15 protein-coding genes and 2 tRNA genes are annotated in these 22,851 nt (G+C 36.1%); 8 read left to right on the top strand and 9 right to left on the bottom strand.

Going from position 1 to position 22,851, the window contains the following annotated elements; all coding sequences use genetic code 11:
• Nucleotides 1-41: 41 nt before the first annotated feature.
• A complete protein-coding gene (locus PALPR_RS04040) occupies nt 42-3,278 on the bottom strand; it encodes a TonB-dependent receptor (protein WP_013444340.1) in 3,237 nt (1,078 codons plus the stop codon).
• Between the two features lie 349 nt (nt 3,279-3,627).
• Nucleotides 3,628-6,918, bottom strand: coding sequence for a TonB-dependent receptor (locus tag PALPR_RS04035; protein WP_013444339.1), 3,291 nt, complete (start codon nt 6,916-6,918; stop codon nt 3,628-3,630).
• A gap of 523 nt (nt 6,919-7,441) precedes the next feature.
• Between PALPR_RS04035 and PALPR_RS04030 the strand changes: the two genes are divergently transcribed.
• The 6 genes from PALPR_RS04030 to PALPR_RS04005 all read left to right on the top strand — a co-directional run bounded on the left by PALPR_RS04030 (nt 7,442) and on the right by PALPR_RS04005 (nt 13,390).
• Entirely contained in the window at nt 7,442-7,912 is a 471-nt protein-coding gene (locus tag PALPR_RS04030; protein WP_013444338.1) for a nucleoside deaminase, read from the top strand.
• A 169-nt stretch (nt 7,913-8,081) separates the two neighbouring features.
• Nucleotides 8,082-11,423: a transcription-repair coupling factor gene (gene mfd / locus PALPR_RS04025; protein ID WP_013444337.1), complete on the top strand. Its 3,342-nt coding sequence runs from the start codon at nt 8,082-8,084 to the stop codon at nt 11,421-11,423.
• Between the two features lie 456 nt (nt 11,424-11,879).
• Nucleotides 11,880-12,557, top strand: coding sequence for a tetratricopeptide repeat protein (locus PALPR_RS04020; protein ID WP_013444336.1), 678 nt, complete (start codon nt 11,880-11,882; stop codon nt 12,555-12,557).
• A gap of 82 nt (nt 12,558-12,639) precedes the next feature.
• Nucleotides 12,640-13,164, top strand: coding sequence for a 6,7-dimethyl-8-ribityllumazine synthase (gene ribH / locus PALPR_RS04015; protein WP_013444335.1), 525 nt, complete (start codon nt 12,640-12,642; stop codon nt 13,162-13,164).
• Nucleotides 13,165-13,209: 45 nt separating this feature from the next.
• Nucleotides 13,210-13,292, top strand: a tRNA-Tyr gene (locus tag PALPR_RS04010).
• A gap of 25 nt (nt 13,293-13,317) precedes the next feature.
• A tRNA-Gly gene (locus PALPR_RS04005) sits at nt 13,318-13,390 on the top strand.
• A gap of 49 nt (nt 13,391-13,439) precedes the next feature.
• Here PALPR_RS04005 and corA read toward each other — a convergent pair.
• The 7 genes from corA to PALPR_RS03970 form a co-directional block, all read right to left on the bottom strand.
• Complete coding sequence (corA, locus tag PALPR_RS04000; RefSeq protein WP_013444334.1) at nt 13,440-14,387, bottom strand: magnesium/cobalt transporter CorA; 948 nt, start codon at nt 14,385-14,387, stop codon at nt 13,440-13,442.
• A gap of 79 nt (nt 14,388-14,466) precedes the next feature.
• Nucleotides 14,467-15,729 (bottom strand): Nramp family divalent metal transporter, encoded by a 1,263-nt coding sequence (locus PALPR_RS03995; RefSeq protein ID WP_013444333.1) that lies wholly within the window; start codon nt 15,727-15,729, stop codon nt 14,467-14,469.
• Nucleotides 15,720-17,015, bottom strand: a complete 1,296-nt coding sequence (locus PALPR_RS03990; RefSeq protein ID WP_013444332.1) for a magnesium transporter MgtE N-terminal domain-containing protein — start codon at nt 17,013-17,015, stop codon at nt 15,720-15,722. The genes PALPR_RS03995 and PALPR_RS03990 overlap by 10 nt, the downstream gene beginning before the upstream one ends.
• 248 nt (nt 17,016-17,263) lie before the next feature.
• The gene (locus tag PALPR_RS03985) at nt 17,264-17,635 is read right to left on the bottom strand and encodes a thioesterase family protein (protein WP_013444331.1); all 372 of its coding nucleotides are present in this window, start codon (nt 17,633-17,635) and stop codon (nt 17,264-17,266) included.
• Between the two features lie 60 nt (nt 17,636-17,695).
• Nucleotides 17,696-18,976 (bottom strand): oligosaccharide flippase family protein, encoded by a 1,281-nt coding sequence (locus PALPR_RS03980; RefSeq protein WP_013444330.1) that lies wholly within the window; start codon nt 18,974-18,976, stop codon nt 17,696-17,698.
• Complete coding sequence (locus PALPR_RS03975; protein WP_013444329.1) at nt 18,973-20,145, bottom strand: glycosyltransferase family 4 protein; 1,173 nt, start codon at nt 20,143-20,145, stop codon at nt 18,973-18,975. The genes PALPR_RS03980 and PALPR_RS03975 overlap by 4 nt, the downstream gene beginning before the upstream one ends.
• Nucleotides 20,142-21,020 (bottom strand): GNAT family N-acetyltransferase, encoded by an 879-nt coding sequence (locus PALPR_RS03970; RefSeq protein ID WP_013444328.1) that lies wholly within the window; start codon nt 21,018-21,020, stop codon nt 20,142-20,144. The genes PALPR_RS03975 and PALPR_RS03970 overlap by 4 nt, the downstream gene beginning before the upstream one ends.
• A 182-nt stretch (nt 21,021-21,202) precedes the next feature.
• Here PALPR_RS03970 and PALPR_RS03965 point away from each other — a divergent pair, with 182 nt between their 5' ends.
• A complete protein-coding gene (locus PALPR_RS03965) occupies nt 21,203-21,589 on the top strand; it encodes a bactofilin family protein (RefSeq protein ID WP_245544424.1) in 387 nt (128 codons plus the stop codon).
• Between the two features lie 122 nt (nt 21,590-21,711).
• Nucleotides 21,712-22,707, top strand: coding sequence for a YhdH/YhfP family quinone oxidoreductase (locus PALPR_RS03960; protein WP_013444326.1), 996 nt, complete (start codon nt 21,712-21,714; stop codon nt 22,705-22,707).
• The last annotated feature ends 144 nt before the right edge of the window (nt 22,708-22,851 follow it).

Below are 22,851 nucleotides of genomic sequence, written 5' to 3'. Positions count from 1 at the left end.
GAGGGGATTTATTCGTGAGTAGAAAAATTAATTTTCGATTTTTAATTGAATAGATATCTAACACCAATTTGGATTTGGAAACGCGAACCTAAACCAATATCATTTTTAAATGGTTTCGAATAAGGAGTCTTATTTGCGGCATCTAAGTATGGAAATGAGAAAATTGGTGTTTTTCCATCCGTATCCATCTTGACAAATGTTAGTGGAGCTGTGGTCGTTGGTAACTGATTTACACCCCAATTACTATTCAATAAGTTCGTTAAATTGAATATGTCGGCTGTGAGTTTCAACGTGTGCTTATTATTGTTAACTTTGAAATTAATGTCTTGAGTAAAGTTTAAATCTACTCGATTAGTCCATGGCAGCACCATTGCATTTCTTTCTACAATTTCACCTCGGTGCTTAGAAAAATATGGACTATTGTTGATGAAGTTATCTAACTGTGTCCATATTTCAGCAGTAGTTCTCGTATCTCCTCCATTGGCTTGCGTTAATTTGATATCCGAACTATTTTTTGGAACATACATTAAATCGTTGTTGAAACCATCATTGTTTAAATCGCCGCTGTAAATAACTGATGTAGCATAATTTGGAGCAGCTTCATACAATAACCCAACACTAGTTGTAAGCATCTTTGACCATTCTTTTTTGTAGTTTATGTTGGCAATAATTCTATGAGGGATATAATTATTTGAATTACCAATATTAAAATCATTTGAGTTTCCTGAAGTCATTTTTGAACCCCACATGGTTGAAGCTGTTGAACCGCTTACAGCAGCATCCTTAGCAGTCATTCTGGTATATGCGACACTTACATATAAGTCTTTAAATTGTCTTTGAATTTGCAACGTACCATACATAGTATAACCTGCATTAGCATTGGTCATATAAATTGCATTACCAATGCTTGGATTAGAAGCACTTGTAGGTTTTCCTGCGATTGGATAAGCTGATTTGTAAGGAAAACGAACCCTGCCATCGGATAAAGTAATTAAACCTGTAGAAGGCAAAGCAATGTTTTGGAATACAGAAGCGTTGATATTGCTAATGTAGGTACCTTCGACAGTTACCGTCCATCCAAATAATTTTTTATCAACTGCTAAAGTCGATTTCCAAACTTGTGGAAATTTGAAATTCGGATCAGTAACATTAATGCTATAAGATGAGCTTAATGTTCCGGAAGAGGTTGGTCTGTATGCATTTATATCCGGTGAAAATTTATATCCTGTTCCATTCGATATTGATCCAAATAATGCCATTCCACTGTTTGATGCTTGATTTGAAATCCATACAAAAGGTGGTGGTCCTTGAAATAAACCGGTTCCTCCACGAACTTGTAAAGTTCTATCTTTTAAAACATCCCAGTTAAATCCTAAACGGGGTGAAACTTGAATTGCTGCATAAGGAGCTAAACCAGTATTTGCATGAATTCCATTGTAAAAATTAGACAGAGTATCAACTACCGGATTATATAAGAATGTATCATAGAATTTTGTGTAATCAAAACGAACTCCATACGTCAATGTGAAGTTGTCTTTGATTTTCCATTTATCTTGAGCAAAAGCACTTAATTCTAAGTCCTTTGGACCAACTAATGGAAAATCACCACCACCTAACGTATAAGATAAATCATATCTTGCAGCTGCTTTTGTTCCATTGGTAGAGGCATAAAAGTCTGCCAAACTATTAAAACGATAGACACCTTCGTACGACGGTGAAAATCCATTTGAATAAACTTTATATGAATTCTGAGTTCCTAAAGTAATTTCGTGTGAACCGACATAAATATTTAAAACATCGTTAAATTGAATAACATCAGTGTTTAATTTATTTCCATAAGTATATTGTTCATATCCAAATGATGTAAAAGGTTGTCCGTTACCGTCTAATATATCAACTAAAGGAAAATCTTGCGATGATAAAGATTTACGGAAATCTCTTAACTTAGTATATCCAACCTGAACTTTATTATTTATTGTATTTGAAAATCTTGAATTTAACTCTGCGATAAAAATATCAGCATTGTTGTTGATTTGGTAGCCAGCCCCGTAAAACGGCATGGCATATTGTCCGGGAGTTCTACCATAACTAGTATTGGATGAACCACTATCGGAAGGTTTTATTTGATTTGATGACCTTAATAAATTGTATTTAAATGAAAAAGTATTTTTTTCATTGATATTCCAATCTATTTTTACTGTTAATCTCTTTGATTCAGCAGTATAAGAGTATCCTTGATAATTACCCGGATCATAGCCATATTTGGATTTCAAAAAGTTGGCTAATGAATCTAATTTATTTGCATTTGCATTTGAATAATTCACTCCATTTGGAGTATTTGTGGAATTACTTGCTTGCCACGAAGTTCCCGGAGACACTTTTTTCTCGGTTTCTCCGTTTATAAAGAAAAACAATTTGTTTTTAATAATAGCGCCACCTGCAGTAAACCCAAAAAGATTATAGTTGAAATCTTGTTTAGCTAACGAAACATCTCCCACTTTATAACTTTGTAGATCTTTACTTTTTACGTAATCGTAAACAGAGCCAAATACCTGATTTTTACCACTTCTGGTAACAGTATTAATCCCAGCACCATTAAAACCACCATATTTAACATCGTAAGGAGAAACATTCACCTGAATTTGTTCAATAGCATCTAAAGAAATAGGTTGTGCACCGGTTTGACCGCCAATGGCATCTGATAATCCAAATGAATTATTAAAGTTCGCGCCATCAATGGTCAGATTATTTAATTGAGAGCTTATACCACCAAAAGATGAGTTGTTTTGCGCCGGTACTAATTTTATCATGTCTTTCCAGGATCTGGAAATAGTCGGCAACTGTTCAATTGTAGACCTTGAAATAATTTCCTGAGAACCTGTTCTACTTGAATTAAAAACCTTACTTTTAGTTGCTTTTACCGTTACCTCGCTTAATTTTGTGTTGTCTGACTCAACTAATTTAAAGTTTTGCTCGAAAGTTTGGCCTAAATTTAACATGATATCAGATTGTCTATTGGAATTATATCCAACAAAACTTGCTGTTACAGTATAAGGCCCTCCTACTTTTAGGTTCGGTAAATTATAACGACCATCTTTACGTGTTGTCGTAAAATACTTAGTCCCGGTTGGAACATGGATTGCAGTAATGTTTACGCCTGGCAGAGATGAATTAGCATCCAAAACAATTCCCGAAATCTCAGAAGTTGTTTCTTGTGCAATGCTAGCTAATGATAATGATAATAATAACATTATCATTATTCCTTTCATTTTTTTCATACTTTTCTTTTTAAATTTGAATTTTTGAATTTTCTTTTTTTATTTTTTGCAAATGTAAGGTTTTATGATTTTAAAGATGTGACATTGATATGAATATTTATCAGTAATTGTTACAAAAAACCAGCAACTTTCAGCTTAAACAATTTGTACTTAGTGTTACGGTTCCAGAATGAAATAAATTCCTGATGAGGTGGACGATTATACCTTTACTTTCATCCTTAAGCGGATTGGAACTTCCAAAGGTGGAAAAACAAATTCCGCTGAGATGCCGAAGGCATAAGGTAAAATGAAATAAAAAATGGCTATCTCAAACCTGAGATAGCCATTTTTATTGAAATAGTTTTGCTGTTTAATTAAATATATATTTAAGTCCTATTTGTAAACTCCATGTTTGAGAATAAGAATAAACAGTACTAAAAGATTGAGTAGGATATACCATATTACCAGCCGGATCTTTAATTTTTACGACTGAATAAGTTGGTACATTATTAGCATCCTTACTTTCGTATTTTAAGATTTGACCATTGTTAGATGAAGACATGTTCTGGGCTATACCCCATTTGCTATTTAATAAATTGCCAAAATTCAACACATCAAAACTAAGTTGAAGAGTATTTGTATTTTCACCTACTCTAAATTTGAAGTCTTGAGTTAATCTCAAATCTACATTGTTAACCCAGGGTGCTCTGGCGGCATTTGCTTCAGCATATTTACCTTTATGTGAACTTAGGTATTTGTCTTGAGCCATATATGCAAAAAATGCATCTTCATCAGCCGGAGTTAAGAACTTAACGTCGCCTCTTCGCGCCGGGATATATATCAAGTCTGTTTTCCAACCATCTCCATTCATATCAGTTGAATATGTGTAGCTATAACCTCCAGTTGAGTAGCCTGAATAGAACAAATTAAGCGATGTAGCCATGCTATTATTTGCATAAGGCAACTTATACGATAAAGATGCAATAATTTTATTTGGTGTTACATATTGAGAGCGTTGAAGAGTTGGTAACTGAGGTCCATCTACCGAAGAAAGTCCACCATATGCTGATGAGGCATTGCTACCTGGCATACCGGTAATTTCCTTAGATTCGGTGTGAGTGTAGGCTGCCATTAAATTTAAGTTCTTAATCGGAGTAGCATTGATTGTAATATTTCCGATTGCTCCCCAACCCTTATCTGTATTTGTTAATACATATGCATTTGGATTAGTTGTAGAATATTTGTAATTGGCAGGATAAATATATCTATTGTCAGGACCACTAAATCTTGTCCAAGTTGCATCAGGATCTTTCAAATTGTAATTTGTTAGCATTACCGCATTCAATGTTTTGGTGTAAATACCTTCAACAGTAACAGATAATGGGAATGAAGCAGGTATTTGATAATCTAATGCGATTGATGATTTCCAAACCTGAGGCATTTTAAAGTTTGGATCTACACCTGCTATTTCAGAAGGTAGCGCTCCAGTTTCAGGAGTAATGGTTTTAGGGAGTCCTAATTTTTCGATTAATTTATCAACATCGGTAATCATACCTCCTGCTAAAGTTGCTAATGCAGGACTTGTTGTTTTGATTGAACCGTTAGTATTATATGTTGTAGTTGCCTTATAGCTTCCTTGCACCATACCAGCATTTGTAGGCATATTAGTGAAAAATACTAAAGGAAGTCTTCCCGTAAATATACCTGTACCTCCACGCACTTTGAAAGATTTGTCATTAAATACATCCCAAGTAAATCCTAGGCGAGGTGAGAATAAGGTTTTCGCAGAAGGCCATGTACCAGTATCAATTTTTCGACCTCCAAAATCAAGATTGTAAATTGCATTATTTCTAATGATATTGTCAACAAATTTGAGCTCGTCGGCACGAATACCGTAGGTTATTTTTAAATTATCTTTAATGTTCCATTCGTCTTGAATGTATGCACCATATTGATTAAATGATACTTGTGCGTTAGGATTGCTTTCACCGTCGTAACCATATGTAAGAGCAAAATCAATAGGAGCAGCTTTGTTGATAAAATCGCTTAAGCTAGCATATCTGTAGTAAGCAGTTCCATTACGCATATATGCGTTGTTTGCCATTTGGTGCTCATAACTTAAGCCTGCAGTTATTTTGTGTTTATCTAAATAATATGTGAAGTTGTCAGTAAAAGTCAGATTTTTATTGTGAACTCCATTGTTCCAAGTAAATAGTTCGTAACCTGCAGAAATGTATGGCTCAATAATTGGATTCCCGTTTGGAGCACGTCCGGCTAATATATCTACAAAAGGGAATTTATCAGAGTTAGACCCACGAACATCATCTATCTTAGTATAAGTTGTCAAAAATTGATTTGACATCTTTTCATTTAGTCGAGTGTTTAATTCTGCAGATAGCGATTTTACAATATTGTTCATAGAGTATAGAGAATTTGAAAATGCCATACCGTACTGAGAAATACGATCCATGTTTTGGTTTCTCGATCCAGCATCTGTTGAGTTTCCGTTAGTTGGATTCCATGCTATGTTCTTAGTATAGTTATAACGAACATTCAATTTGTTTTTCTCATTGATATTCCAGTCTATTCTGGCCAAGAATTTCTTATTGTTTTCATCACCCGGGTAATCGGTATAAGATCCTGCATCATAGCCATAATTATCAAGTAAAAACTTGTGAACAGCATCCATGTCGGCAATACTTGCACGAGAAAGAGTTTTTCCATCACTGATTCCATTTGCAGACGGTCTCCATGTAACTACTTGTCCAGGTTTCTTTTCTGTTTCAGCATTTACAAAAAAGAATAATTTATTCTTAATAATTGGGCCACCTAACGTTAGACCATATACTTTTTTGGATGAAGCTTTACGTGAACCAAAATCATAATCTCCAATTTTATTACCACGCAAATTCTGATTTGTGAAGAAAGTGTAAGCAGATCCCTTAAAAGTATTTGTTCCTGATTTGGTAATTGCATTTATACCACCACCGATAAAGTTCGTTTGACGAACATCATAAGGGGTTACTACAACTTGAATTTCTTCAATAGCATCTAAAGAAATAGGATTTCCACCGCCTGGTAAACTTGATGAAAGACCAAAGTTATTATTAAAGTTTGCACCATCAACAGTAAAGTTAGTCGACCGTCCATCGCTACCGGCGAAACTCATTCCCGAAGCATATGGAGAAAGACGTGCGATATCAGATACGCTTCTGCTTATAGTTGGCATCGAAGCTATATTTTCTGAAGATATGTTTGTGCTTGCTCCAGTTTTCTCTGTTAAGAATTTTGTTCTTTGTTTTGTGACAACAACTTCACTTAATTCTTTAGAACCTTCTTTTAATTGAATGCTAAGCGGATATATTTCTCCGAGCTGTAATTGAATTCCGGAAATAGTCTCTTTTGAATAACCAATAAAAGAAACTTTTACTGTATATGGACCTCCAACACGCATACCCGTGATATCATAACGTCCATCAATGTTTGTTATTGATCTGTAGGTAGTCCCTGATGGAGTGTGTGTCGCAATTATTGATACTCCAAAAATTGGTTCTCCATTTGATGTTACTTTTCCGCTTATTCCGGAAGTGGTTACTTGTGCGTTCATAGTTGCCGAGAAAAGCAATAATGATAGCACTAAGAATTTTAATTGTTTAATCATAAAGATAGTTTTTTTTGTTATTACTAAATTCCTAATTCAAATATTTATTTTGTCCTTTGTATTATCTTAAACTAATAGTATTGTCGTTGAATTAATTAAACGTAGTTTTAGTTTTTTTAGCGATTTCTGCAAATATAAGACTTTCTGTGTTAATAACTGTTTGATCAATATGAATATTTATCAACAATTTATTACAAAAAATCGGAGAGTTTATGTTTTAGCAATTCGTATTAGTTGAAAAAGTTACAAATTGAAATGAATACCAAATAAAATGGTACGAAGTATGTGCTTATAACGCAATTTTACTTGTTATTTGATATTTGCTAGAAGTGTTGAAATATATAGTTAATCTTTCGTCTGTCTTACTTAAATTCTGAATTTCCGAAATAATGCTAGCTTTATGCAATCATTATTGTGAAAATAATAACAATCAATGGAAATAGCTATTTTATCTGAAAGTTCAGTTTCAATTTAAAAAATACTATCTTTGTAATTCGATTTTTAAAGGTTTTGTTAACGATATATGGATAGTAATAAAAAGTTTATGCGCAAAGCCATAGCTTTGTCTTTGAAAAATATTGAAAATGGAGGAGGCCCATTTGCTGCAGTGATTGTAAAAGAGGGGAAAATAATAGCTACCGGGGCGAACCGGGTTACGGCTAATACAGATCCAACAGCTCACGCGGAAGTAAATGCTATTCGCAAAGCGGCTAAAAAGTTAGGAACATTTGATTTGTCCGGTTGTGAGATATATACATCGTGCGAACCTTGCCCTATGTGTTTAGGGGCGGTATATTGGGCGCATTTGGATAAAATGTACTATGGAAACACCAAAGCAGACGCTAAAAACATAGGTTTTGATGATTCGTTTATTTATGATGAAATTGAATTGAAACCTGAGAACCGACGTTTACAAAGTGTACAGTTGTTGCCCGATGAAGCTATTAAAGCTTTTGAAAGTTGGGTAAATACTACGGATAAGATAGACTATTGAATTGGTTGATTAGTTGATTAGTTGATTGGGGTGTTCGCTTGTTGTATTGTTAAGTCATTCGCTGATTTAGCTGTTAGGGTGAAATTGATCAACATGTAGAATGATTTAGTTCAAACTAACCAATCAACTAATCAACTAATCAACCAATTAACCAATATATAATCAACCATTGACTCTTTCTGATTTTCAACAACTTTATGCTCAACATCCACAGGTAAAAGAACTTGTAAGTTGGGCTTCTTCATCCGAACAGAATATAAAAATTTCTGGTTTGAGCGGATCATCGTGCGCTTTAGTGGCCGCATCGCTTTTCAAAGCTCATAGTAATACACAGATTTTGGTGATGAACGATGCTGACGATGCCGCATATCTTTACAATGATTTGAAGCAAATTCTTTCAACCGAAGAAGTGTTTTTCTTTCCGTCTTCCTATAAGCGAGCAATTAAGCTCTCTCAACTGGATGCAGCAAATGAAATTCTTCGAACTGAAGTTTTGAATCGGCTTGCGAATACCTCCTCACCAATTGTGGTTGTTACCTATCCCGAATCGTTGATGCAAAAGGTGGTATCGGCCGGGAGTATGCAGACCCGTATGTTGCGAATGCACACAGGCGAAGGTCTCAGCCTGAATTTCGTAGTGGAAATGCTGATTGAATACGGATTTGAGCGGGTTGATTTTGTTTATGAACCGGGTCAGTTTTCCGTTCGGGGTAGTATTGTTGATATTTTCTCGTATGCCAACGAATTGCCTTACCGCTGTGATTTCTTCGGAGACGAAATTGAGACCATTCGGGTTTTTGATATAGAAACTCAGCTATCGCAAGAGAAGAAATCAGAGATAATAATAATTCCTGATTTACAAAGTGATACGGAGTCTCCACACGTATCTTTTTTTGAATTTGTTCCTAAACTAACCTGGTTTAGTTTTGCGAATGCGGCCTTTGTTCGGGAAAGGATTAACCTGTTGTATAACGAAGCGTTGGTTAAAGCTAATGAAACAGGGCAAAAAACTTCAAATTTATTGCAGATTCAGATTACCGGCGAACAATTTGTAGAACAGGTTCAGGATTTTAGAATTATAGAGTGGAACGATAAAGCATATTTCCAGCATAAATCAGTAATCGGGTTTAATACTTCACCACAACCTATTTTTCATAAGAACTTTGATTTAGTCTCTGATAATTTAAAACAAAAACTAAACGAAGGGTACAAGCTTTACATTCTTAGCGATAGTGTTAAACAAACTGATCGTATAGCTGCCATTTTTGCGGACAGAGGAGATGTAATACCATTTCAACCGATAAAAAATACCTTGCACGAAGGATTCGTCGATCATGATTTATCCTTATTGTGTTATACAGATCATCAGATTTTTGACCGCTTCCATAAGTTCCAGCTCAAAACGGATAAAACTAGACTTGGAAAAGTTGTTATGACTCTTAAGGAGTTGAATCAGTTTCAAATTGGTGATTACATGGTGCACGTTGACCATGGTGTAGGTACATTCGGAGGATTGATAAAGACTAACGTGAATGGGAAAATGCAGGAAATGGTAAAACTCGTTTACAAGGACGATGATATTATTTTTGTAAGTATCCATGCGCTTCACCGTATCTCGAAATACAAGGGAAAAGAAGGTGAATCGCCACGCATCAATAAACTTGGTTCAGGAGCCTGGGAGCGCCTGAAAGAGCGCACCAAGTCGAAAGTAAAAGATATAGCGCGTGAGCTTATTAAGTTGTATGCCAAACGAAAAGCGGAGCAGGGATTTCAGTTTTCGCCGGACAGTTACTTGCAGCAAGAGCTGGAAGCTTCTTTTATATATGAAGATACGCCAGATCAGATAAAATCTACCGCAGATGTAAAAAAAGACATGGAATCGACATTACCCATGGACAGACTTGTTTGCGGCGATGTGGGCTTTGGCAAAACCGAAGTGGCCATTCGGGCAGCTTTTAAGGCTGTTACAGACAGCAAGCAGGTTGCAGTACTTGTTCCTACCACTGTGCTCGCTTTGCAGCATTACAATACGTTTAAAGATCGTCTGAAAGATTTTCCGTGTTCTATAGAGTATCTCAGTCGGGCCCGTACAGCAAAACAAACCAAGGAAGTGTTGGACAGATTGGAAAAAGGCGACGTTGATATCGTTATTGGTACACATAAGTTGGTAGGCAAAAGTGTAAAATTCAATGATCTGGGTCTTTTGATAATAGATGAGGAACAAAAGTTTGGTGTGTCTGTAAAGGAAAAACTAAAAGAAATGAAAGTAAATGTGGATACACTTACCATGACAGCTACTCCTATTCCCCGTACGCTACAATTTTCATTGATGGGAGCACGCGATTTATCCATTATAAATACTCCTCCTCCTAATCGTTATCCTGTGCAAACAGAAGTACATGTGTTTGACGAGGATGTCATACGTGAAGCTATTCAGTTGGAGATGAACAGGAATGGACAGGTATTTTTTGTCAATAATCGTATTCAGAATATTTATAATATCGAGGCGATGATCCGTAGGCTGGTGCCGGGCTGTCGTGTGGCGGTTGGTCATGGGCAAATGCCTGCCGACAAGCTGGAAGAAATAATTGTTGATTTTATAGATTATGAGTACGATGTGCTGGTTGCAACTACCATTATTGAATCTGGAATTGATATTTCAAATGCCAATACCATTATTATAAACAGTGCACACAACTTCGGGTTGAGCGATCTGCATCAGTTGCGGGGCAGGGTAGGGAGAAGCAACCGAAAAGCTTTCTGCTATCTGTTGGCTCCGGAATTAAGCTTGTTGACTCCGGAAGCAAGACGACGTCTACAGGCTTTGGAAACTTTTGCAGAACTTGGAAGCGGGTTCAATATAGCTATGCAGGATTTAGACATTCGCGGAGCGGGAAATATGCTGGGAGCCGAACAAAGTGGATTTATAGCTGATTTGGGTTATGAGACCTATCAGAAAATTCTGAACGAAGCAGTTCATGAATTGAAAGATGAAGAATTTGCCGATTTGTATGCTGATGAACGTAAGGAGAATGCAAGCTCTACAGCTTTTGTTAATGATTGTCAGATCGATTCCGATTTGGAGGTGATGTTTTCAGGTGAGTATATTGAGAATGTTTCTGAACGTATAAGTTTATACCGGGAGCTGGATAATATCGATAGTGAAGATGAGCTACTTGAGTTTGAAAAGCGTTTGGTTGACCGATTTGGGAAAATACCGACTGAAGGACAGAGTCTTATCCTGGTCGTTCGATTGCGTTGGTTGGCTATGCGCTTAGGGATAGAGAAACTGGTGTTGAAAAATGAACGAATGACTGCTTTCCTTGTCTCAAATCCTCAATCGGTTTATTATCAATCCGAACCATTTGGACGTTTATTGCAGTATATGACATCGCATCCTCGGAAATGTCAGCTCAGAGAGCAGAATCAGAGACGCTCGGTTGTGTTTTCAGAGGTGAAAACGGTAGAAAAGGCATTTGAGGTTTTGTCGGAGATTGTACCTTTCTCTTGATGGTCAGAGATGTTTGAGGAAAGTAGGAGTTGTTCAACGAGGTAGATGAAAAAAGCCGCATTGCCATTAGTTGAGAAAACTCCTATAAATAGGATTTGAGATGTTAGTTTTCGTTGTAATCTGCCGTCCACATGGGATACCCGAAGGCGCAGCCCGCCATTAAAAACCGAACATTACTCGTTAAATTTTTTAACGTTGAGTTTTCCAATCTCAGAACAATGCGGTTGTTTTTTTACCTGATACAAAGATAAGGCATTATTTATTGAATTAATCCATGAGCAAGTGTTTTTATAGTTAAATGTGATTGTTTCCCGTTGTTTTTATCATTAGAAATTGCATTTGTCTCACCCAATAAAAAAACTCAAGCTAAAATTTCGTTATCTAAAAGAAAATATCTACTTTTGCAACTCTGAATAAAAAATTCAATTAACAAAAAGCAATTAATATCATAATCTTATGTCGAAGAAAGAGGAAAAAAAGCACGACGAACTAGTAAATGTTGAACATGCATTAAATTCTACCGAAGCGTTTATTGAAAAATATCAAAAGCAGATTTTGATGGGAGTTGGTGCTATCGTGTTGGTTGTGTTAGTGATTTTGGCGTTCCGCAACTTTTATTTGCAACCTCGTGAAGTTACAGCAGAAAATGAGATGTATAAGTCACAAAACTTTTTTGCTAAAGATTCTTTCCGTTTGGCAGTCGAAGGTAATGGTGTAGAATCGATTGGGTTTAAAGAAATTTCTTCAGAATATAGTATTACAAGCTCAGGTAAACTGGCAGCCGCTTATGCAGGTATTTGCTATTACAGATTGGGACAGTATGAAAAAGCAATTAAATATCTTTCTCAGTTCGACGGAAAAGATGAGTATTTCAGTGCTTCTGTAATTGGTCTGACAGGCGATTGTTATGTTGAATTAGGTGATAAAACCAAAGCTATCGGTTATTTTGAAAAAGCTGCCGATAAGGATAATGCAGTTATAAGTCCGGTATTTTTGAAAAAAGCAGGGTTGGTTTATGAATCGCTTAATCAACCGGAGAAAGCAGAGAAAGCATACACTACAATAAAGGAAAAATATCCAAAAAGTGCTGAAGCAGCTGATATTGATAAATATCTGGCGCGAGTTCAAAAATAAGTTTTTGAAACAACCAATCATAAAGAAAAGCTGCTTCAGTTAGATGAAGTAGCTTTTTTAATTCATAATAAGACTCAATAAGATGGCAACCCAATATCAAAATTTATCAGAATACAATCCCGATTTAATGCCCGATAAAAAGAAAGTATCGGAACAGCAATATGCAATTGCTGTTGCAGATTGGAATCCTCAGATTACTCATACTTTACTCCAAGGCGCAGTTGACTCATTAGTAGAAAATGGGGTTAGACTTTCGCAAATAAAGATTGTGCATGTACCAGGCACATTTGAATTGACTTTTGCTGCAAAGCAATTGCTCGATGATTATTATTGCTTGATAGATGGTATAAAAGTACATAAGTACTCGGCCGTTATTGTGTTGGGTTGCGTAATTCAGGGAGATACTCCACACTTTGATTATGTTTGTCAGGGGGTGACGTATGGCATTTCTAACCTGAATACACGTACCGATGGATGTCCTGTAATCTTTGGTGTACTAACTACCAATACCTTACAACAGGCACTTGACAGGGCAGGTGGTGTACATGGAAATAAAGGCGTGGAAGCCGCAATAACAGCCATAAAAATGGCCAATATTGTTTGGTAGTCTGGATAAATAAAGCTATCTTTGCACTGCTTTTGAAAAAGGCATGGGTAGTTACCAAAGTGGCCAACTGGGGCTGACTGTAACTCAGCTGTCTTTCGACTTCGGAGGTTCGAATCCTTCACTGCCCACAATTTTCAATAGCATTTTAATACCGCGGAAGTAGCTCAGTTGATAGAGCATTAGCCTTCCAAGCTGAGGGTCGCGGGTTTGAGTCCCGTCTTCCGCTCTCAAAAAAAATAGGGTGTCCATTTTTGGACACCCTATTTTCTTTAAGATCACAACCACTTCTTCTTTTTAAAATAGAGCATAACTGCTCCAGAAAATCCCACCATCATTAAAATTGATACAGGATAGCCAAGTTTCCAGTCCAATTCAGGCAAATGCTTAAAGTTCATACCATAAATACTTGCTATAAGGGTAGGGGGCATAAAGATTACAGATACTACAGTAAATATTTTTATTATCTTATTCTGCTGTAAGTTTACTAAACCCAGAAAAGTATCCTGGAGATAATCCAGTCTATCAAATCCAAATCGGGTATATTCAAAAAGAGAGTTTATATCTTTAATAATCATTGTAAGCCTTGGCAATAATTCTTCGGGGAAAAAATTGCATTTCAGCATGTTGGATACAACACGTTGTTTATCCATGATATTCTGACGGATAATCATTACCTTTTCCTGTAAGTCTTTAATTCTAATCAAGATGCCCTGATCCAAATCATCTTCTGTATTCAGAGTCTTACTAAGGCCTGTAATCAGATCTGTGGCATCTTCTATCATGTCGGCATCATACTCTACGCGCGTTTCAAGCAGCGTAACCAGTACGTGATAACCTGTAATAAAGTTACGTGAGTTTGCAAAAATTTTCTTTACAGTTTCGCTGAAAGATTTAAGTTCCGCATGCCTTACAGATACCAGAATTCCATTTTTAATTATAAACGAAACCGGCTCTACAGTATAATTTTCCTGTAAAAAATTGGAGTTGGCAACAATGCTGTCATCAGTTTGCATATAGCGCGAACTCATTTCAATTTCTTCAATCTCTTCATCTTCCTGAATATAGATTTTAAGAAATTCTTCCAGTTTGTCTTCTATATCTTCAGATACATCATTCAGATCAATCCAAACCAATTCTTTCAGGGTAACTTTCTTCAAGATATCAAGGCTTTTTGATATCTTGATCTTGTTATCCTCGTGATAAAATATTCTTAATTCACCCATGGGTCTATTCCTTTCTTTATTTGGTTGAGAATTTTCTTGTTCAATATCTTAACTCACAAAACCTGTTGAGCAAAGATATTTAAAAAAACGAAGAAACAAATAGCGTAATCGTCAATCCTATCAAAATAGTGATAGTTGTCCAACCAATGATGTTTTGCCAGGGTTTGTTTACGTAGTTACCCATAACTTCCCTGTTGTTTACTATCAGCATCATGCAAACTAATACGATAGGCAGTAATAATCCGTTAGCAACCTGAGACCACAGCGTAATAACAATCAGTGGTGCATTGGGAATTAAAATAATAGCAGCCCCGAGAATGATTATAAAGGTAAATAGCCAGTAGAACTGTGGTGCTTCTTTCCATTTTTTGTCGATACCTGCTTCCCAACCAAAAGCTTCGCATACGTAAAAAGCCGTAGCAACGGGAAGGATGGTTGCCGAGAAAATTGATGCGATAAACAATCCAAATGAAAACGTGATTGATGCTAAATCGCCGGCAATAGGTTTTAATGCCATAGCCGCATCTTTAGCCTCTTCTATTTTGATGCCATTCAGATGTAACGTTGACGCGCATGCTATAATAATGAAGAATGCTACTACCACCGTTATTATACTTCCTATGATAACGTCCCAAAGCGTATATTTATAATCGGAGATAGTCAATCCTTTTTCGATAACAGCCGACTGCATATAGAATTGCATCCATGGAGCAATGGTGGTTCCGATGATACCAATAACTATTGCCAGATACTCTTTATTGTATTGAATATCGGGTTTAATCATTGCCCGACCTATATCATGCCAATGGGGTTTTCCAATTATAGCAGAAACGACGTAAACAAGCAAAAACGCACTAAAAATAAGAAAAACCCGTTCACTGAATTTATAGGTACCTTTTACTACCAACCACCATACGAGGGCAGAGGCGATGGGTACACTGATATACTTGCTGATGTCGAAAACCTGCATGCTACCAGCTACTCCGGCAAATTCAGTGGTAGTGTTACCTATATCGGCTATAAGCAGACCAACGAAAATAAAGAACGTAATTTTGACACCTGCATTTTCGCGAATTAAATCGGCTAGCCCTTTACCGGAAACAATTCCCATGCGGGCATTCATTTCTTGTACAACGATAAGCACAATCAATGCGGGAATCATGGTCCAGAGTAAATTGTAACCATACAAAGCGCCAGCTATTGAATAAGTGGTAATCCCTCCGGCATCGTTGTCTACGCTGCCGGTAATAATACCCGGACCAAGAACAGCCAGAAAGACAATTATATTGCGCCAGATATTCTTTCGTCTTTTGGTAAATTCTGTCATTTTTATCATCTCCATGACCGACCTCCTTTCTTCGTTTTACCTTTATACATAAGGTCTTCAACAATATCATCAATTACTACCATACCTACCAAGGTATTTTCTGCATCCGTAACCGGAATGGCTAACAAGTCGTATTTAGAAATAATTTCAGCCAGAGTATCAATTTTGTCCTCATCCGAAACGCAGATAATTTGTTTGTTCATTATTTCGCCCAATGTCATCGTTGGTAACGAAATTACCAAATCTCTTAATGAAACGGTGGCGATTAATTTTTCCTGTTCATTGGTGATGAATAATGAATAGATCATGTCAGCCTCAGGTTTTTGCTCACGCAACTCGTTGAGAGTCTGGTCAACTGTCATTGTTTCACGGAAGGAAAGATAATCGGTAGTCATGAGACTGCCCACTTCTTTGTCTTCGTATTCCAGTAATTCTCTGACTTCTTCCGATGATTCTCTCTCCATTTCGTTCAGCAACAACTCCACGGTGTCATCTTCAAGTTCATCGAGCAAATCGGCAACCTCATCTGCGGGCATTTTTTCAAGTAAGTCCGCAGCTTTACCTATCGATAAACTTTCGATAATTTGAGCCTGAGCATAAGGTTCCATTTCTTCAAGTACATCAGCCGCCCGTTCTTCATCAAGTGATTCGAAAATCTTAGTTCTCGATTGAGCACCCATTTCTTCAATGATATCAGCCAAATCAGAAGGATGTAATCGTTGAAGCTTACTGGATGTTTGAGATAGTTTAATGTTGAAGTTGGTGTTGTCCAGTGCACCAACATCGTCCCACAAGATAAAACGTGTAGGAAGTGTAGTGTTGAAAACACGTAGGGATTTGTTTACGATACCGGCTACTCCAAGTCTGCGAAGCAGACCTTCAGTGCCTATATCAACGGCTATTGCGTAAGTTCCTGATGCAATAGAAACCAACCGAATATCATTTACGCGTACCAGTTTGCGTCCGTTTATATCTACGATTTGTCTGTCGAGAATATTTTTTACCAACGGCAAACTGTTTTCTAAAGCATTCTCAGCAAGGTTTTCTGCTTGTTGGCAGATGAATGAAAAACGCTTATTCTTGTTTACAATTTTGATATGTTCAAAATTGAGATATCGAACTGTACCACTTGTTTTAGTTTTAAGTCCGATAATTACAGGTCTGAACGCATCTTCTACAGATGCATCCGATTGAGCTGTATTTACCATTATATCCATAACGCTTCCTAAACGGGTTCCGTTTACGTCATAGATCTTGCAGCCAATAATTTGGCTAACATAGAAAGTTACTTGTGATGTCATTGCCACCTCCATTTTTTGTTGACTCAAAAAGGCGGCTGAGAGGAAGATGCAAACAGACGAACCTTATTGAATCAGGGTGATTCTTACTAATTTTTGTATCGCAGGGTCGTCGTCCATATTGGATAAATTTTTAATTACGGCGCAAAGGTAGTCTTATTTTTTTATTCATATTATCGTGTACAGTACTTTAACTCTTTTTTGAATTTTGAAAGAAAGTTAGTCTAATCATTTTCAGGTTCTATTGATTTTTATGACAACACTTTACTCATAAATTTATCGATGTTCACGATTACTCGTTCATGCATAGCTTCACCAATAAGGTCTCCGGATGCATCAATAGCTTTAATGGCAAAGCTGTATTTCCTGCCTTCTATGGCTGTTATTGTAGCAGTGCATTCTACAGTTGCTCCTACAGGACTCGCTTTCAGATGTTGCATATTCATTGATATACCCACGCTTGTACTTTCGGTCGGTAAATCAGACAACATCTTCATTGCCGTATTTTCCATAAATGCGACTAAAGCCGGTGTGCCAAAAACTTCAAGAGTTCCTGATCCAAGATAAGCGGCTGTTTGATGGTCTGAAACCTTAGTTGATTGGGTAAAAGTTGAATGAATCATAATGTTGGAAATAATTTGATTGAATAGTAAGTTTTTAATTCTATTTGTTTTGAAGTTGTATTAATTGAAGACCTCATTTCGGGCTTTTTTGTAAAAGTAAGCAGAGCACAATGCAAAAGCCACACCATTCAGAATCGAAGCATAGGCTGCCCCTTTTAAACCCCAACAGAGGAGGGCTAATGTAATTGATATGACGCTAAAAATCAATGTAAAAAGACTTATATAAGCATTGTAATGTATTTTCCCCAAACCGAATATCGCAGCACTCTGAAGTTGGACAAGTTGACGCAAGCTCCATCCTATTGCCAAAAAGGGAAAGTATATGATTGATTGTTCGTATTTCCCGTTAAATATCCATTGTATGCAAAATGGAACTCCGATAAGTGATATTCCAAGAGACGCAATAACCACCAGATAAAGTAATCTGTTGTATTTTCTTAAAATTAAAGAGAAATCTTCCTGTTGTTGCGACAATGATGAAAAATAAGGTGAAGCCATTTGTTGAACTGTTCCGGGGAATAGTCTAAAAATAACTGTTATTGTCAAAGCAAAACTATAATAACCAACTTGATGCATGTCTTTTACGAAAAAGCCTATTAATAAAATATCAATGTAAGCAGACATTTCAGAAAATAGGTTGGCTAAAATAGACGGTTTTGCATATTTCCAAACAGTAGGGAAGCCGGAAAAGTTTCTTGTTTGAAAAATTCTAAGATTCTGAGATCGGTGGTATATTTTGAAACAGACAATCAGCATGAGCAAGAAGCTTACATTGTACGCCATATAAAATCCTTTAATTCCGAACCAATAGGTAAGCATTATTATCCCGATTATGGATATTAATTTATTGGATACGGTGAGTTTAGAGATCAATTTCATGTCTTTTATTGCCTGAAAGTAAGCAATGAAAACCATAAAAAACGAGTTACTGATCATAGGGAATAAACCTATAGGAATGAGATATTTGATAAGATTATCGCTACTGAAAATACCAAATAGGTTTAAAAAAATGATGATGAAATAGAGGCTCACACTACTTATGAGAGTAAAAAGTAATGAAGATTCCAGCAAGTGTTTTTTAGTTTCGGCTGTAGAGTTTTCAGAGCACAGTTTTAAAACTGAAGTATTGAATCCCATTCCGGCGATTATTGAAAAGACCGATAGGTAAGTTTGGATAATTTTAATACGACCGATATCGTCAGGTAATAAAATGCCTGCAACAAAAAGCTGAGATGCAAATGCCACAATTTGTATCAGTACGTTAGCCGATAAAAGATGAAAGAATCCTTTCTGGTAAAATTGCTTGAAGATATTAAGCTTGTTGATTGGGGAAGCATTCATTTTCTCAAAATAGATTTTTCGTAGATGGTTGACAGCTGTTTTCCTATGTGAGCATAACTGAATTTATTTTTTGCATCTGCTTTAATTAAATTTGCATCGTAACTTTGAAAATTATCAAGGAGATAGTTCATTTTCTCTACAAGTTCACTCTCTGTATTAGTTGAAAGCAATATACCGTTACTTTCGTCGATACATTCTGGTGCAATACCTACGCAGGTACTTATTACAGGTTTTCCACAAGCAAGACTCTCTGCAATTACAACTCCAGCTGTTTCAAAATTAGAAAATAAAATCAAAAAGTCACTATTCTGCATCCAATTTGCTACTTCTTTTGGAGTTTTTTCTCCTAAAAAATGAATAACATCTTTTTGAAAATCAAGAGTATCAGCATATTTTTTTACGATTTCAAAATCGATGCCTGTTCCAATCAACATTAGTTCAAAATCTTCACGTTGTCTTGACAATTCAAAAGTTGCGCTAATAATTCCTTTTATGTTTTTTGCTTCTTCATCAAAGCATGAGACATGAATGATTCGCTTTTTTGAACGATGAATGACTGTACTTTCAGTAAAGAATGAATTATCTACAACGTTGTTTACTACAATGTAATTGTTATTAAGTAATTTATGAGATTGCATGGCCTGTTTTAGATTTTCAGAAACCGGCAAAATAGCATCGGCATTGCTGACAACAATACGAGTGACTAATTTACGTAACGTGCCGTTAAATGAATCTCGTGCAGGGAGGTATCTTGACCAATGCTCGGTAATTACGTAGGGAATTCCTTTTAGCAGTTTAAAAATATAAGCTACACATGCAGTTCGGGTGAGAATGTTAGCATGAATAATATCAGGTTTGAAATCGTCGGAATAAATAATTTTATAGCCTTTCCAATATGCTCTGTAATAATTAATTGTATTGAGAATTTTAGATAATAAGTTTTGTTTTTTGGCAGGATAATAAACAATAATTTCACTCAGGTTATTTTGTTCTTTGATTTCTGTTTCAAAATCAGTAATGCTTGCATCCGATTGTACGTAAAGCACCTTTATCTGGCAAAATAAACTTGCTGCTTCAGCATGTTTTTGAACAAACAAACCAAACATCTGATCATTTCGATGTGGATACCACTGCGATAGAAATAGAACTTTAGTGAGAGTTGGTTTCATTTGCGGATAAGAAACGACGGCCTGAACCGTTTCAGTATATAATAGGGATGGTACTTGGCTCCAAAGCCTCTGTATAAACGTGATATGCCTTCAATTTTTGAACCCTCAAAGTCCAGAACATAATCCTTTCCGGCATATTTCTTAATAATATAGTCTATCAAAAAGAACATAGCCGATAGTTTTTTCCCTTCACTATTGGATGATGACAGAAGGTATGTTAAGCGATTATTACTTTCCAACAGACAAAGCCCGGCAACCAACTTGTTATCAACTGAATAGACACCATACAGTTTCAATGAATTTTCAGATATTCCTTTATCAATCAGTTCTTTCAAAACAGGCTGTTTTGGAGATAAATAGTGTTTCTCAGTTGAAAAATAGAAAGACAGAAAGCTTTCTTTCGTAATGTTGTGTTGGATTCTTAAATTGTTTGCAACGGATTTGCTGACATTACGTTTGCAATTCTTTGAGTATGTGGAAGATATGTCGTTGTACGGTTTGTTTATATCAAGTATAAAATTTGGGTAGATTAGCGCTTTTTCATAGAAATTATGTTCGTTCAGATTCAGTTCGTAGCTAAAATACGGAATTTCCTTCATAAATTTCTCTACCACATTTTGAGTGATTTCATGTTTGGAGAAAATTCCAAGTTGTTGTGTAAGTGGTGGTTGTACAAGGTATGGAAAGCCATATCTGCTTTTAACAGGCAGTGGCATGACATATTCATAATCTTTACTCACCAAGGCTTCCCACTCGGGGCTTACTACGTTCAGATACCACGAAAATGCATAAGTCAGATGGTTTTTTGACTGTGCAATGCAGTTGTCCCATTGTTTTGTGTCAATGGATTTATTTCGCAGATGTATTAACTTCATGTAAACGGGCTTAACAGATGCTAAACAAAAGTAATTGTTTTTTTGATATTGCTTATTAAATTACCGTTAATTTAAACGATTGAAATTACATTCTAGTCTTCATTCAAAAAGGTTTTGTCATTTTTTAATGAATTATTTTTTTTATATAGAAAGAAAAATTGTAATTTTGAGCATTCAAACTAATGTTAAGAAACAATATGGCTAAAGAAGTAGTGGCAAATACCGGTGCGATGTATAATGCGCTAACCAACGGAAGTAAGATTGTAGGTAAAATCTTTGCTGATAGTGATTTCAGAATAGATGGCGACGTAGAAGGCACTATTACCTGTAACGGGAAAGTGGTTATTGGGCAAAAAGGATTTCTAAAAGGCTCAATTTCATGTGTAAACGCTGAGATTGTAGGAACAGTAGAAGGTGATATTGTAGTTACGGAGACTCTTTCTCTACGAAGCACAGCTGTGATTAAAGGTGAAGTAAAAACCAAGGTTTTGATGGTTGAACCTAATGCGGTATTTAACGGTACTTGTTCTATGAAAGAAGATGAATTAAGTTTATCTGCTTCGGAATAGAGAAAGACAAACGAATAAAGATGAATAATTAAATATTCAGGTTATATATATTAGGGCGTTGAAGTAAATTTACTTCAACGTTTTTGTTTAAATGGGTGGAATATAATATAAAAACTTTTAAGATGGAAAATATACAATACAAAGCATTCGTGGTAGAAGAAATTGATGGAAAATTTATACAGACCGTAAAAACTCTGAATGTAGCTGACTTACCTGCGGGCGATGTTTTAGTGCGGGTTCATTATTCTTCTATAAATTATAAAGATGCACTTTCGGCTACCGGTAATAAAGGTGTGACAAAACAATATCCGCACACGCCAGGAATAGATGTTTCCGGTATGGTTGAAAGCTCTGAAAGTGAGAAATTTAAAAAGGGTGATAAGGTTATTGTAACAGGATATGATCTGGGTATGAACACGGCTGGTGGTTTTGGTCAATATATTCGGATTCCTGCCGAATGGGTGGTCAAACTCCCCGAGGGTTTGAGCATGAAAGAATCTATGATAATAGGTACGGCCGGTTTTACAGCCGGAATTTCAGTGTTAAGGTTGAGCGAATTAGTTAAACCTGAAAATGGTAAAGTTGTTGTTTCGGGCGCAACGGGAGGTGTTGGATCGGTAGCGCTATCTTTACTTTCAAAACTTGGTTATCAGACAATAGCTATTTCAGGGAAACAAGAGGAATCAGATTTTTTACACGCATTAGGAGCTACAGAAATTATTCCTAGAAATGATTTTCAGGTGGTGGATAAGCGCCCCATGCTTTCATCGCAATATGCCGGAGCAATAGATACGGTTGGTGGTGCAATTTTGGAGAATATACTTAAAGGTCTTAAGCCTCTAGGAGCTGTTACAACTTGCGGAAGTGTCTCATCTACTCAGTTGAATATGACAGTGTTTCCGTTCATTTTAAGGGGTATAAGCTTAATAGGAGTATCTGCACAGAATTACCCAACACATCTCAGGGAACCACTATGGCAGAAGTTGGCAAATGAATGGAAACCAAACAACTTACTCGATTTGTATTCTGAAATAAACATAGAGGAGATTAAAAGCCGTATTGATTTAATTTTAGAAGGAAAACTCAAAGGGCGAACTATCGTGAAAATGATTGATTAATAGTATGTTATTTGAGTATTCAATTTGATTTTCGGAATTAATAATTTCTATAAAAATGAGTTTGGTTTCTGTAAATTCGACGACATTAATCAATGTTCAAATCTTTTTAATCAAAACTCTTTTATTAATGAAAAAAAAAGCGCA

This window comes from Paludibacter propionicigenes WB4, from assembly GCF_000183135.1.
GTDB classification, from domain to species: Bacteria; Bacteroidota; Bacteroidia; order Bacteroidales; family Paludibacteraceae; genus Paludibacter; species Paludibacter propionicigenes.
The sequence above is the reverse complement of the archived record's forward strand: the minus strand, read 5'-3'. Positions and strand labels throughout refer to the sequence as shown.

Coding starts and splice junctions, on each gene's coding strand:
- PALPR_RS03980 (WP_013444330.1), bottom strand. CDS start 18,976: ATGAATGCTTCCCCAATCAACAAGCTTAATATCTTCAAGCAATTTTAC.
- PALPR_RS04030 (WP_013444338.1), top strand. CDS start 7,442: ATGGATAGTAATAAAAAGTTTATGCGCAAAGCCATAGCTTTGTCTTTG.
- PALPR_RS04040 (WP_013444340.1), bottom strand. CDS start 3,278: ATGAAAAAAATGAAAGGAATAATGATAATGTTATTATTATCATTATCA.
- PALPR_RS03990 (WP_013444332.1), bottom strand. CDS start 17,015: ATGACATCACAAGTAACTTTCTATGTTAGCCAAATTATTGGCTGCAAG.
- PALPR_RS03970 (WP_013444328.1), bottom strand. CDS start 21,020: ATGAAGTTAATACATCTGCGAAATAAATCCATTGACACAAAACAATGG.
- PALPR_RS03965 (WP_245544424.1), top strand. CDS start 21,203: ATGTTAAGAAACAATATGGCTAAAGAAGTAGTGGCAAATACCGGTGCG.
- ribH (WP_013444335.1), top strand. CDS start 12,640: ATGGCAACCCAATATCAAAATTTATCAGAATACAATCCCGATTTAATG.
- PALPR_RS04035 (WP_013444339.1), bottom strand. CDS start 6,918: ATGATTAAACAATTAAAATTCTTAGTGCTATCATTATTGCTTTTCTCG.
- PALPR_RS03975 (WP_013444329.1), bottom strand. CDS start 20,145: ATGAAACCAACTCTCACTAAAGTTCTATTTCTATCGCAGTGGTATCCA.
- corA (WP_013444334.1), bottom strand. CDS start 14,387: ATGGGTGAATTAAGAATATTTTATCACGAGGATAACAAGATCAAGATA.
- PALPR_RS03960 (WP_013444326.1), top strand. CDS start 21,712: ATGGAAAATATACAATACAAAGCATTCGTGGTAGAAGAAATTGATGGA.
- PALPR_RS03985 (WP_013444331.1), bottom strand. CDS start 17,635: ATGATTCATTCAACTTTTACCCAATCAACTAAGGTTTCAGACCATCAA.
- PALPR_RS03995 (WP_013444333.1), bottom strand. CDS start 15,729: ATGGAGATGATAAAAATGACAGAATTTACCAAAAGACGAAAGAATATC.
- PALPR_RS04020 (WP_013444336.1), top strand. CDS start 11,880: ATGTCGAAGAAAGAGGAAAAAAAGCACGACGAACTAGTAAATGTTGAA.